The 13,761-nt window shown below is 26.0% G+C and carries 10 protein-coding genes; 7 read left to right on the forward strand and 3 right to left on the reverse strand.

The window, feature by feature from the left end:
* Nucleotides 1-10: 10 nt before the first annotated feature.
* The 4 genes from secDF (at nucleotide 11) to AAHF53_RS01755 (ending at nucleotide 6,652) form a co-directional block, all read left to right on the forward strand.
* The gene (gene secDF, locus AAHF53_RS01740) at nucleotides 11-2,842 is read left to right on the forward strand and encodes a protein translocase subunit SecDF (RefSeq protein WP_342190023.1); all 2,832 of its coding nucleotides are present in this window, start codon (nucleotides 11-13) and stop codon (nucleotides 2,840-2,842) included.
* A gap of 25 nt (nucleotides 2,843-2,867) precedes the next feature.
* Nucleotides 2,868-3,380 carry an adenine phosphoribosyltransferase gene (locus tag AAHF53_RS01745; RefSeq protein ID WP_342190024.1) on the forward strand — a complete coding sequence of 171 codons (513 nt, stop codon included), beginning with the start codon at nucleotides 2,868-2,870 and terminating at the stop codon, nucleotides 3,378-3,380.
* 19 nt (nucleotides 3,381-3,399) lie between these two features.
* The gene (locus AAHF53_RS01750; RefSeq protein ID WP_342190025.1) at nucleotides 3,400-5,625 is read left to right on the forward strand and encodes a RelA/SpoT family protein; all 2,226 of its coding nucleotides are present in this window, start codon (nucleotides 3,400-3,402) and stop codon (nucleotides 5,623-5,625) included.
* 640 nt (nucleotides 5,626-6,265) lie between these two features.
* Nucleotides 6,266-6,652: a hypothetical protein gene (locus AAHF53_RS01755; protein WP_342190026.1), complete on the forward strand. Its 387-nt coding sequence runs from the start codon at nucleotides 6,266-6,268 to the stop codon at nucleotides 6,650-6,652.
* 1,628 nt (nucleotides 6,653-8,280) lie between these two features.
* Here AAHF53_RS01755 and AAHF53_RS05655 read toward each other — a convergent pair.
* From AAHF53_RS05655 to AAHF53_RS01765, 3 genes are all read right to left on the reverse strand, one after another.
* On the reverse strand, nucleotides 8,281-8,361 hold the full coding sequence (locus tag AAHF53_RS05655; RefSeq protein ID WP_425289526.1) for a lipoprotein: 81 nt from the start codon (nucleotides 8,359-8,361) through the stop codon (nucleotides 8,281-8,283).
* A gap of 284 nt (nucleotides 8,362-8,645) precedes the next feature.
* Entirely contained in the window at nucleotides 8,646-9,239 is a 594-nt protein-coding gene (locus AAHF53_RS01760) for a hypothetical protein (RefSeq protein WP_342190027.1), read from the reverse strand.
* A gap of 2 nt (nucleotides 9,240-9,241) precedes the next feature.
* Nucleotides 9,242-9,811: a hypothetical protein gene (locus AAHF53_RS01765; protein ID WP_342190028.1), complete on the reverse strand. Its 570-nt coding sequence runs from the start codon at nucleotides 9,809-9,811 to the stop codon at nucleotides 9,242-9,244.
* A gap of 239 nt (nucleotides 9,812-10,050) precedes the next feature.
* Between AAHF53_RS01765 and AAHF53_RS01770 the strand changes: the two genes are divergently transcribed.
* The 3 genes from AAHF53_RS01770 to AAHF53_RS01780 all read left to right on the forward strand — a co-directional run bounded on the left by AAHF53_RS01770 (nucleotide 10,051) and on the right by AAHF53_RS01780 (nucleotide 13,691).
* Entirely contained in the window at nucleotides 10,051-11,433 is a 1,383-nt protein-coding gene (locus tag AAHF53_RS01770) for an Mbov_0401 family ICE element transposase-like protein (RefSeq protein ID WP_342190029.1), read from the forward strand.
* Nucleotides 11,434-11,679: 246 nt separating this feature from the next.
* Complete coding sequence (locus tag AAHF53_RS01775; RefSeq protein ID WP_342190030.1) at nucleotides 11,680-12,834, forward strand: hypothetical protein; 1,155 nt, start codon at nucleotides 11,680-11,682, stop codon at nucleotides 12,832-12,834.
* Nucleotides 12,835-12,986: 152 nt separating this feature from the next.
* The gene (locus AAHF53_RS01780; RefSeq protein ID WP_342190031.1) at nucleotides 12,987-13,691 is read left to right on the forward strand and encodes a hypothetical protein; all 705 of its coding nucleotides are present in this window, start codon (nucleotides 12,987-12,989) and stop codon (nucleotides 13,689-13,691) included.
* Nucleotides 13,692-13,761: the final 70 nt, after the last annotated feature.

Consider the following 13,761-nt stretch of genomic DNA (forward strand, 5'->3'; position numbering starts at 1 on the left):
AGGTATAGATATGAAAAATAATATTAAAGGAACGCAACGAAACCTTTGAATTCAATTCGGTTTATTTATTATTTTAATTTTAAGTACTATTGCTGGTTTAATTACGGGTAGTTTTTTTGTTGATAATAATTTTCGTTCAGGAATGTTAGTTGGTGGGGCATATCAAACAATTGTTAGTTATGAAAATGCGAAAAATCGTCATGAGGCTGTTAATACTTTGCAAGATAAAATTGATCCTTTAAGAAAAAAACGAATGGATATTAGTCGTTTTGCTAGTAATATTGGGGGAAGTCGTTTAAATGTTATCGTTCCGCAAGCTAATTATGGTAATATTGCTGATTTTTTACGAGATGTTGAACGCAGCGGATCAATTTTCTTTTTAGATGATAAAGGTGATGATTTACTTGTTGGTACAGGGACAGGTGAAACTTACAAACCAGCAAAGAAGGATGGTAAAAGAATTGTTTTAAAAGATTTTATTGATAGTAGTTCAATCAAAAATTCTTTAATTTCGGGAATAAATAAGCCATCAATTGAATTCAAAATTAAAAATTTAGAGTTATATAATGCGATTTTAAAATATCAAGATAAAAAGTCAGTTTATGTTTGACAAGATTTTGGGCAAATGTTAGATGAGATGCGGAGCAATTATAACGATTTGATAAAACTTAGAAAATTTATTAATGCTAAAGCGGTAGCTTTGCAAGGTGGTGAAGCGCAAGAATTAAGAAATGCTCTGCGAAGTCTCTTAGCGGCTAGTGTTCGTAATCGTGAAAATGGTGATGTTAAAGAAGTAAATTTAGCTGATCAAAGTGTTAATACGGATTCTGATATTTATAACTATTTTCAAAACGCTGATGTTACTTTTAATGAGGTTCTTAGCTATAATAAGAATTCGCCAAATAGTGATTTAACAATTGATATTAATAATGAAGATGATACTTATGATAAGCAAAAATATTTAAATCCGTTTCGTCCTTTTTTAGTAGAACTTGTTAATACTGAATTTAAAGATGTTATGAATAACAAATATAAAAATAAGTATTTAATTACATCTTCATCATTACAGCTTAAACCTAATAATAGTGATAAAGTAAGTGATATTGCTTTTATTGAAATTAGTGGTGAAGAGGCAGCCGCTGGTTTAGCTAAAATTTTTAGTGCCGGCATTAAAGGAATTGCCTACCAAGTTGAGTCATATTCAGTATCCGATACCGTAATTAGTAATGCCACAAAGGTGATGATGATTATTACTGTTAGTGTTATTTTGTTAATAATATTAGTTATTTTGGCAGTATTTTATCGTGTTTTGGGTCTTATTTTGGGTCTTATTTTAGCAACAATGGTCGTTGTTACAATGGTTGTGTTTAATGTTTTATTAGGGATTTATGGCTGAGAAGTGTTTATTGCTATGCTGATAGGTATGATGGTTGCTTTAAGTAGTAGTATTATTTTATTAGAACGAATGAAAACTGAGTTTAATGGGGGTAAATCTTTAATTCAATCTTTTTTAGATGCTAATCGAAAATCAATATCAACAGTTTTTGATACGACTGTTTTGCCATTGATAATTAGTTTCTTTATTTATTGATTTGGAACCGGTATTATTAAATCGTTTGCGATTATGCTAATTATTAGTATTTTAGGAGCTTTTATTTTTGGTATTGTTTTAATCCGAGGAATTTATTATTCGTTATTATCATTAAACTGGATTAATAACCGTCAAGATTTAGTAATGACTAATTCTGTAATTATAAAACAAAAAATTCATTATCTTATTAAAAAGCTTGGTTTTAATCGGATAACACAGTTTTCTAAGAAATTTAGTTATCAAAAAAGTTTTAAATGATTAGTTTTACTTTCTACGATTATTATTTCGTGTGGTGTTATTGTTGTTACAACTGCGGGACCGGGTACTAGTTTAGAATTTACGCGGGGAACAATTTTTCAAGTGCAAACTTCTGGACATAGTATTACGAGTGATGATGGTGCTGATGATGAGGCGTTTCTAAAAGCAATTGAGGAAACTAAAAATGAAATTATTAGTAAATTTAAAACCGATTATTCAGCAGATAGTTATTCGCTAGCAGCATTTAGGCGGATGGAAGATCGTGGATATAATATTGTTATTAAAACTTCCTTAATTGATAATAAATATGTTAACTCCTTACAAACTTGGTTATCAGAAAATAATTTCCAATCTGAAATTAGAATTAATGATGTTAGTTATGGTTCTTTATGAAATGAAACTAGTGGTAGCGTTGTCATTAATGGGGTTATTGTGTTAGCAGTTATTATGGTGATTATTCTAATTTATTTAATTATTCGTTTTGATTGAAGTTTTATTCTACCATTAATATTGACAATTATTCATGATGTTTTATTAACTTGTTCTTTGATAATTATTTGTCGTTTTGAAGTAACGATTGAAGTTGTTACAGCTATTTTAGCAGTAGTTATCTTTGCTATTATTCATAAAATAATTATCTTTGACCGTGTTCGGGAAAATAAAATTGGTTTGGATAGTACGAAAATGAATAAGAGTAATTTATCGGATTTGGTAAATACGGGATTTACAATGACTTTAAAAAGTAGTTTAATTGTTTTATCGTTAGTCTTGTTATTGTCAATGGTGTTATTTGTTATTGGTCAAAATATTGGGGCAGCATTTGGTCTTTTATTAGGTAGTGTTATTGGTATTTATTCTTCAACAATTTTATTGCGATGATTATGAGTATATTTTGCTAACATTAAAGGAAAACTTTTACGAAGTAAAAAGCAAAAAATTTATAAATCATTAACTGGACCTGATGAGCAAATTGTTATCGGTGTTAATGATTAATAATGTTGGAAGGATGAGTTAGTTAATGGATTTAAAAGAATTAATAATTGATGTCCCTAATTTTCCAAAACCAGGAATTCAATTTAAGGATATAACACCATTATTGGCTAATGGTGTAGCATTTAAACAAGTTGTTAAGCAATTAGAAGAAATTGTTAAATCATTTAAACCGGATGTTATTGTAGCACCCGAAGCTCGAGGATTTATTTTTGCAACTCCGGTTGCTAGTGAATTGGGATTGGGATTTGTTCCCATTCGTAAGTCAGATAAATTACCGCGAGCAGTTATTCATAAAAGTTATGAATTAGAATATAACAAAAGTACTTTAGCAATTCATAAGGATGCGATTGTTCCCGGAATGAAAGTTGTTATTGTTGATGATTTGCTAGCCAGCGGTGGTACGATTGATGCCATTATTAATTTAATTGAAGAATTACAAGGCGAGGTTATTGCCGCAGTATTTGTTATTGAATTGACTAGTTTTAAAGCCCGCGAACAATTTCCTAATTTAAAAATTGAAAGCTTAATTCAGTATTAAAATAAGTGAGTTTGATATTATGAAATCGATAACATTTAAACAAGTTTTAGATAAAGTTAAAACCTATATTAGTAATGAAAAAGATATTGAGGAAATAAAACGCGCATATGCCTATGCTTATAATAAGCATGATCAGCAGTTAAGAAAAAGTGGTGAACCTTATATTAATCATCCTTTATGAACAACTTATTATTTGGCAACATGGCATATGGATTTAGCAACATTAATTTCTGGTTTATTACATGATGTGTTAGAAGACACACCGACAACTTTTGAAGACTTGAATAAAGAGTTTGGTATTGAGATATCAACTTTAGTTGAAGCGGTCACGAAAGTATCTTATTTTGCTAAAATGAATCGTAGTGAAATTAAATCTAATTATTTGCGAAAGTTATATTTAAGTATGGCGCACGATATTCGTGTTATTGTTATTAAGTTAGCAGACCGTTTACATAATATCCAAACAATTGAATATTTGGAACCAGAAAAACAAAAAGTTATTGCGAAAGAAACTTTAGAAGTTTATTCTTCAATTGCGCACCGGTTAGGGATGCGACAAGTAAAAAGTCTTTTAGAAGACTTGTCTTTTGCAATTTTAAATCCTGTTGAATATAAAAGAATTTCTCGCAATGTTGATTTGGAAAAAGAACATTTAGAATCATTAATGGCCATAATGATTAACAATATTAAGTCATTATTAGATAGTAAGAATATTAAAGCAACAATTTCTGGTCGTAGCAAAAGTATTTATTCAATTTATCGTAAGATGTATTATTTTGGGCGTAAATTTGAAGATATTCATGATTTATTAGCGATAAGAATTATTACTAATACGATAGATGAATGTTATACGATTTTAGGTTATTTGCATCAGCAATTTCCACCTTTACCAGGAAGATTTAAGGACTATATTGCAACGCCTAAATATAATTTATATCAGTCATTACATACAACAGTTATTCAAGATGCAACAATTTATGAGATTCAAATTCGAACTGTTGATATGGATGAAAAGGCAACTTATGGAGCAGCATCGCATTGAAAATACAAAGAGGGCGAAATCTATAATACTAAAAAACGCCAAGCTGATATTGATGAGCGCTTAGATATTTTTAATCGGATTTTAGATTTAGAAAATATTAACAATGAAGAGTTAGAAAATAATGAAAAACCAAATATGGAGTTAGCCGTTAAGAGTGATATTTTTACTTCTTTAATTTATGTTTTAACTCCTAATGGTAAAGTTATTACTTTGCCTTTTGGGTCAACAATTTTAGATTTTGCATATAAAGTTCATACTGATATTGGTGAGAAAACTACGGGTGGTAAGATTAATGGTAACTATGTTTCTGTTAGTACTGTTTTAAAATCTGGTGATGTTGTGGAAATTAAAACTAGTAAAAATATGCGACCATCCCGTGACTGACTAGTTATTGCTAAAACTAGTTATGCATTGCATAAAATTAAAAGATTTTTAAAAAAACAAGAACAAGAATTTGATGAAACTCATAAAGATAATGAATCTAAAAATCTTAAAAAAATTAAAAATGTTAAAAAAACGATTGATGATGTTTTAACGCAACGGAAATTAAAATGAAAATTAGCTTCCCAAAAAGATCTAATGCATCGCTTAAAGCAATTAAAATATCATGCTTTAGAAGATTTTTATTTAGATGTTGCTAATAAGAAATATCAACTTGATGATGCGATTAATCTTTTATTAGCAAGTAATGAAACTAGTCCTAATACTTATTTAAATCATCTTCAAGAAAAAAAAGTTGAAAAAATTAACTTAAAAGATGACATTATTGTTAAAGGTGCTGATAATATTAAAGCAACTTTAGCTCATTGTTGTATGCCAGTGCCGTTAGAACCAATTACGGGATATGTTAGTAAACTTGGTGGGATTCGCGTGCATCGTGTTAATTGTCATAATATTCTTCCAGAAGAACGCCAAGGACGACTTTTGGAAGTGTGGTGGAATGAAAATGTCGTTAAGCGCCATCAATATTATAGTAATATTAAAGTAATTTGTTACGACCGTGATGGTTTAATGGCTAATATTACCAATATTCTTGCTAATTTAAATGCTTCGATTCAACAAATTCATATTGAAACAAGTTCGGATAATAAATACAGTATTAATCTTGTTATTAAAATTGCCAACAAAGTTCTGCTTCAACAATTGTTGTCATCATTACGACAAATACCCCATGTGTACGATGTGGTTGTAATGGAAAACTAGATATATAGTAAAATAAGTCTCTAACTAAATTCCTTTGTTAGAGACTTATTTTTTTATTTTATTGTCTTAATTTGTTAGCAACTATGTTTACTAGTACTATCTTTCTTACAGTCTTTGCAATTATGTCCCTCAGAACAAGAACATTTGCAGTCTTTACACTTGTTCATTTTATTGCCTCCTTTCTCCTTATGTAGAATAGTTAGATGAAAAATAACTTATATCAATGATAAAATTATTACTCGCCTTTTGTGGTTATATTTTTCAGTCTAAGATATTCATAAATGTTGTAATTTTTATTTATTATTTAATTTTTTGTTTTTGTCAATAATTTTTGTACAGCTTTAATCTTATGTTTTTCAAATTTGGTGTCACTTAATATAACAGTTTTTTCATAAATAAATTTTAATAATTCAAGATTGTCCTTAAAATAAATTATAATTTCTTTTTCAAAAGTTCAAAAATGGAATATTATTTATTTGTATAAGTATGGGGTTTATTTTCTAGGTATAAAAAGTTATAATTTAATTAAATTAAAAAGAAGGTTTTATTTTTCGTGGAGGTGGAAATAAAAAATGGATTTTAAATCGTAAATGTTCCTATGATAATTATAATTAAAAAATAAGTGCGAGGTAAGGAATTAATGGTGAATGGTTTAAAAATTATCTTATCAATTTTTAGTTTAAGTTTATCAATTAATAATGTTGTTGCTACTTCTCATAATAATTTAGTTACTAAGTTTGACAAGCAACTTACTAGTTTTTCAAATAATGATTCTATTAAAGTAATTGAAAAACAAATTGAATGAATCCAAAAACAAATTACTGATTTATCAGAGAAGCAAATAAAGATTTTTGAAAATGATAATCTTAGTGATGCGATAAAAGAAAAAGTTTTTGAAACTTATCAAAAAGCAATTGATGATTATCAAGAAAACTTAAAAGTGTTGTTTAATAAACTTGCTGGATTTGAAGATAAAAAAGAGTTTGTTATTGATTTTAATGACATTGATAAAATGGGTCGCGTTTAGTTTTCTTAGGTATTTTTTAAAAAAGAAAAAATAGTCATTTACTATAAATTATTTCAATATGCAAATTAAGTATATATTTCTTATGTATGATTTTTGTTGTAAAAAATTATTTTAATGTTGTTTTTATAAGCATTTTACTTAGTTTTTATAACCTTTTATTAAGAATATGTTTGTTAATATTAAATATTTTGTTTTATTAATTATTTTTCAAGTAAAAAGGTAATAAATTTTTAGTTGCTTTTCTTTCAAAATTATTCAAATCTTTACCCACCTAACAAAACTTTATGCGCCCGATAAACAAAATAAAATTACAAAATTAATAACTACATATGGGCAAAAAATAACTGACCCTAACGGCCCTAATATAAAGCCACATGAGCTTTGAATAATTAATAAAAAAATAACAATCAAAGTACAAAGTACAAAGTTAGAAACTTGAGACAATAACGATAATACAATAGATTACACATTAAGAAATACAAGTAACTTTGAAATTAAAATTGAAAATCCGTAAATAACTAAATTTAAAAACTGTTAAAATTACTACCCTAAAAGGTGGTTTTCTATGATGACAATACTCTTAAACAACTAAGCAACTTTTCATTTTTTATATTTTAATAAAATAAGAAACCAGTAATTAATTAAAATTACTGGTTTGAATATTTTTCTTATTTTTTAAAAAGATGTTAAACCGGTTGTGCTTGTCCCCAAAAGGATTAATATTTATTTATTTTATACTATACATTATGCGTTAGCTATTGCACATGCAGAGGAAGCTATTCCAAAAAAGAAAGAGGGCTTTTTTTATGATAACAACACCTTTAAACAACTAAGCAACTTTTCATTTTTTATATTTTAATAAAATAAGAAACCAGTAATTAATTAAAATTACTGGTTTGAATATTTTTCTTATTTTTTAAAAAGATGTTAAACCGGTTGTGCTTGTCCCCAAAAGGATTAATATTTATTTATTTTATACTATACATTATGCGTTAGCTATTGCACATGCAGAGGAAGCTATTCCAAAAAAGAAAGAGGGCTTTTTTTATGATAACAACACCTTTAAACAACTAAGCAACTTTTCATTTTTTATATTTTAATAAAATAAGAAACCAGTAATTAATTAAAATTACTGGTTTGAATATTTTTCTTATTTTTTAAAAAGATGTTAAACCGGTTGTGCTTGTCCCCAAAAGGATTAATATTTATTTATTTTATACTATACATTATGCGTTAGCTATTGCACATGCAGAGGAAGCTATTCCAAAAAAGAAAGAGGGCTTTTTTTATGATAACAACACCTTTAAACAACTAAGCAACTTTTCATTTTTTATATTTTAATAAAATAAGAAACCAGTAATTAATTAAAATTACTGGTTTGAATATTTTTCTTATTTTTTAAAAAGATGTTAAACCGGTTGTGCTTGTCCCCAAAAGGATTAATATTTATTTATTTTATACTATACATTATGCGTTAGCTATTGCACATGCAGAGGAAGCTATTCCAAAAAAGAAAGAGGGCTTTTTTTATGATAACAACACCTTTAAATAACTAAACAACTTTTTCATTTTTTTAATTTTGACAAAATAAAAACCAGCAATTAAAATTACTGGTTTGAATATTTTTCTTATTTTTCACAAAAAGTTAAACTTGCTGTACTTGTTACAATTAAGGTGATTGTTCCTAAAATACTTAATATTTTTTTCATTATTAGTCAGTTTTCCTATTTTTAAGGAAAAATCTTTTCTGAATTAGGATGAACACCTCAATTTAAATTATTAGGATTATTGTATCAGTATTTTGCTCTATTAGTTTTAATTCCTATTCCTATGCTGTTGTCATTTTTACTTAAAAAAACTTCATTAATTTCAGTGTAGTGATCAACTATAACATCTCTTATAATTTCAATATCTGATGACTGTATATAATCATATGCACCCGTACCACCAGAATGATCTCTTTTTTCAAAACTATTTAGTATTGATTAAATTACTAATTTCCTGCCGCAGCACTTATTAAATCTGGAATATTTTCATTATTTGTAAATGAAATTAAAAGATTTCTTCCTTGTTCATAATAATTATTAACAAGTTCCATTAATTGTTGAGGATTTTCTTCTCAATAATTATACAATTTAGTTATTCCATTTATAATATCTGATTGAAGTGTAGTAGCAATTGAACCCCCCGCAACACTAGCACCTCATGCCGTAGCTTCTTGATAACTATAAATTTCACTTGAATTAGATATTTTATTATATACATAACCAGAAACTACACCCGGAATTACTCCGGCTGCTCCTTTTTTTAAATATCTAATAGATTCATTTAAAACTTGAGAACTAGCAGACTTAATAGCGGAACAAGCCTGAGGAGTAATTTGTACAATAAAATTTTTACCCCAATTAACACTATTAGTAATAATTAAAATTCCTTTAATAATAGTTGTTCTAAAACTATTATTGTCCTGTCGTTTTATTCTTATTTTATTATTTTCTTGTGTTGAATATGGTTTGTTTCCAACAATTCCTGATATTCCGCTTCCCGTGATGGTGATTGTTCCTAAGATTCCTAGTAATTTTTTCATATTTATTCCCATACATCGTGCTCATAATTATTTATATGCGCCCCTCATCAATAATGATTATTATCTCAGTATGAAGCCCTGTTAGTTCTTAAAATTATTCCCGAATGAATATCATTTTTACCTTTAAAAACATTATTAATATCATCAAACTTGTCAACTATTATATGAGCAATAATTTCTGTGTCATCTTGTCAAAAATAATCAGATGCAACAAAATCACCAGAATTGTTTTGTTTTGGAAATTCATTTATTTTAGAAAATACAAAATTATAAAATTCATCATTATCTTTTAAAGAATTATGATTAAAGACTATATTTTGTCAAGTAGTATGTCCTATTTTTGCAAATAAATAATTGTGCCCAGCAGCTCTATATTTATTTCTAAGTCTATTCTCATTGTTTCTTTTACCTCTGTTTAGTTTTTTTAAATCTTTTGTTTGTAAATAATTAATTTCAATATTTTCTAATTTAATTTGTTGTTCTTTTTTTTCACAAGGACTTGCGGCAATTACTGTCGGCAAGGCAGTTGCCGCTATTGTTATTGTTCCTAAGATTGCTAGTGATTTTTTCATATTAATCAAATCCTTTTTGTGAATTTTTAATAATTAATAAAATTTATAAGGTGGTCTCCTTTCTCCAAAAATTAATCTACAGTCTCTTTGCTTTGGAATTTAATTATATATCATTAAATAATAATTTATATCATTTTTTCAGGATATTGAATACTAGTTATAAAAAACATTTATCATTAAAGAAGAAAAATAAGATAACTAAACTTTATTAAAATTACTATCAAGAAAGGTAATTTATTATGTTAAAAATTGATAATAATGTAAAAACCCCAGAAAATAAACATTGATTTAGTTTGTTTACAACCCATAAAAATATGTACACCAACAAATGCGAACAACTAGCTAATGAATATGAAAAATTAGATGAATACTTATATAAATATCATTATCGGTTAAAACAAGGTTATAAAATAGTTCATTTTGCTTTAAGAACAATTATTACAATTTTTGGTGATGTTACTTTTAAACGACGCCGATATAAATATTGAAATCAAAAATCAGGTAAATTTGAATATGTATGTTTGTTAGACAAAGAAATTGGTCTATTACCCAAACAACGCATTTATTTTGATGTCCAATTTAAAGTTTTAAGTCTTCTGGGTGATGGTAAGCGGTATCGCGATGTTTTAGACGCTCTAAATCATTGTTATATTTCAAAAGCTAGTATTTCAAATATTTTAAATAAATACGATATTGCCGAATATTTTCAACTAGCAGAAAAAGAAACTAAAAATAGAATTGATGTCAAAAGTAAGGATTTATATATTCAACTAGATGAGACATTTTTAGCGACATTAGACCATAAAGTTAAACAAGACCAAAGAATTCGTTTAGTTACTTTTCACACCGGACATAAAGAAAAAAACGACAAAAATGCTCGTAGAGAATTAGAAAACAAACGAGGTCATTTTCTAATGTTAAAAGTTGGTAAACGAATAAATACGATGGATTATCGTGACTTATTAATTAGAGAATTACAAAAACATTATGTGAATATTAATTATGACAAAATAATTGTTTGTGGCGATGGCGCTACTTGAATTAGAGAAATTGCCAATAGTTTTGGTAATGTTAGATATATTTTAGATGAGTATCACGCTATTAAAAAATTAAAACAAACGGCATTTAATATTATTTTTGAAAATCGCAAAGTAACACTAAATAGTTGAATTGAATTATATAAAAATGGTAATCATCAAGAATTAATCAAAAACATTCGCAATGGTGCTAAAAATGAATTAAATAAAGACATTAAAAAAAATTTAAGGAGGGCGAGTAATTATTTCGAAAACAACAAGCATGGTATTCATCATCAAAATTTAGAATGAAATATCGGTTGTAGCATTGAAAGTGATGTATCACATTTGGTAAAACAACAATTAGGATATGGGGCGAAAATATATAATCATAAAAATTTAAATAATCTATTACATTTAAGAATGGCAAATTTAAACAAATTAAATGTATTACATTACATTAATGAAAATATTAATTCAGAAATAGAAATCAGAAAAGAAATATATAAAAATTCATTATGAAATAAATATAATAATAAAAATGATGATAGTTGAATTAACTATAAAGGTAATGCTGTAACAAATAAATATAATAGATTTAAGTAAGTAAAAATATTAATTAAAATTTAATAAAATTGTATATATTTCTTATGTATGATTTTTGTTGTAAAAAATTATTTTAATGTTGTTTTTATAAGCATTTTACTTAGTTTTTATAACCTTTTATTAAGAATATGTTTGTTAATATTAAATATTTTGTTTTATTAATTATTTTTCAAGTAAAAAGATAATAAATTTTTAGTTGCTTTTCTTTCAAAATTATTCAAATCTTTACCCACCTAACAAAACTTTATGCGCCCTGATAATTTTAATTATCAAGCTTCAAGTATTAGTGTTGTTGATTTAGTAAGGCATGTTCCATCAAATATTGTTAAGAATTGTATGGAAAAAATAAAAGTTGAAGATTATATTAATCAAGATTTTCCACAAACTACTGTGTTAAATTTAAAAGATTATGTTCAAGAAAAAGGTTTTATTGAACAAGTTTCTAATATAACGGGGACAGCGATACCACTTTATTATGAGTGACATTGTAAAAAGGATCTTAAAAAAGTTAGTTCTTTAAATTTATTATTAAATTTTTTAAAGGAAAGAAGAGACTACACAAAAGAAGAATATCCTGATTTATTTAAACACGAAAAGTTCATTAAAGGTTTATACGAAAATGAAAAATTGCCGGTTAAAGATTTATTGCTGTTAGCTAATATATGAATTTATATTGTTGATAAGTTTAATTTTAAGTTAAATCAAATTAGTAATGAAAATTATAATTGAATTACAGAAGAAAATTTAAGTAATTTTATGCAACTGATGGAATATCATATTTCTACTGGTAGTGCATTTGAACAACCATATACTCATTCTAAAGTTGCAGAATTATATGATAAAACTTTAAATGGTTTTATTGATTGCATTGATTTTAAAAGTAAGAATGTTTGGGAATTTAAATGTGTTAGCAGAGTTACTGATGTTCATTTCTTACAATTAGCTGTATATGCTTATTTATTTGAAATTAAACAACAAGAACGAGTTTCTATTTTAAATAAAAAAGCAAATGATATTTTTAGTTTAAATAAGATAGAAATTAATGACATAATTGAAATTTGTAAGTGAAATCAAGTATATTTTGCAAATTTTCAAAGATTTAAGCAAAATAAAATAATTATTTTAAAAGATAATAAGATAAAAAAGGTTAAATTAAAACATTTTCAAAAAAATATTACTTTAGAGAAGAAGTTTAATGTTAATAGGAAAACTTTTACTAGTAAATATAATTTTTTTCTTTTTAATATATTAAAAAATAAAATTTACAGACTTAGTTTTGAGTTCAGTGACCTTAAGAAAATTGTGGATTTACTAGTTTGAAACAAATTTTTTGAATCCGGTACAATGACTGACATTGAATTTATGAGTTCTAATCAAAAAATTAAGGATAGATATATATAATTGATACATTAAGAAATAGGTTAGTGAATAGTAAATAAAACTATTATTTCATATTTACATTGAGCAAATAATAATGGCGTGGTTATTCATTTTTATGCTTTAATACCGCTTTATTTTGTTGGAAAATAGACTATGTGATGGGAAAATAAAATATGATTTTAGATAAAGATAAATTATTTTATAGTGGGATAGTTATTTCAGGAACTATTCAAATCTTTCTTATTATTTTTTTACCGTTCTGTTTATTTGATTTATCTTATTTATATGGTTATTTTCAAGAAAATTGAAAAGCAACTGAGTGAATATGAGTCTCTTTGATGATTAATTTTGGTGCCATGATTATTGGCTTATTAGTAAACATTATTGGATTTTTCTTAAGATATTCATATTTTCGGATTATTCACGGAATATTAATTAGTGCTACAAGTATGTTTACAATATTTTTTATTTTTACAGGAATATTGATTGTATTATCATCACAAAATAATACTTTTATTAATCGTAATAGCAAAAAAATGTTTTCCATAGGTTCAAAAGGAGCTTTAGTAATGGCTATTTTGCCAGTTGCACAAGCAATTATTATTTTTAGCATTAGTAATTACTTTGCATGATTAGCAAAAAGTATTGCTCATTTTGAAACTCAAGCATTAATTTTTATAATATTTTTCTGTATTGTAGGAATTATTAGTGTTATTTTAACAACAATTGTTTTAACTAATAAAATAATTAGTTCTATTAAACTTTTAATTATTACCATTAGTATTATTATGTTAGGTTTTCCAATGTTATTAGGAACGATCTTTGGTTTAATTTTATTAGTTAGTCAAATGGAATATATTGATGAAATAACTATTTAATATTTTCTAATATTTAAAATTAGTGAATTTATGTAATAAGACTGTGTAATCTACAAGTAACACACCCTTA

It is taken from the genome of Spiroplasma endosymbiont of Dilophus febrilis, assembly GCF_964030685.1.
Taxonomy (GTDB): Bacteria; Bacillota_I; Bacilli_A; order Mycoplasmatales; family Nriv7; genus Nriv7.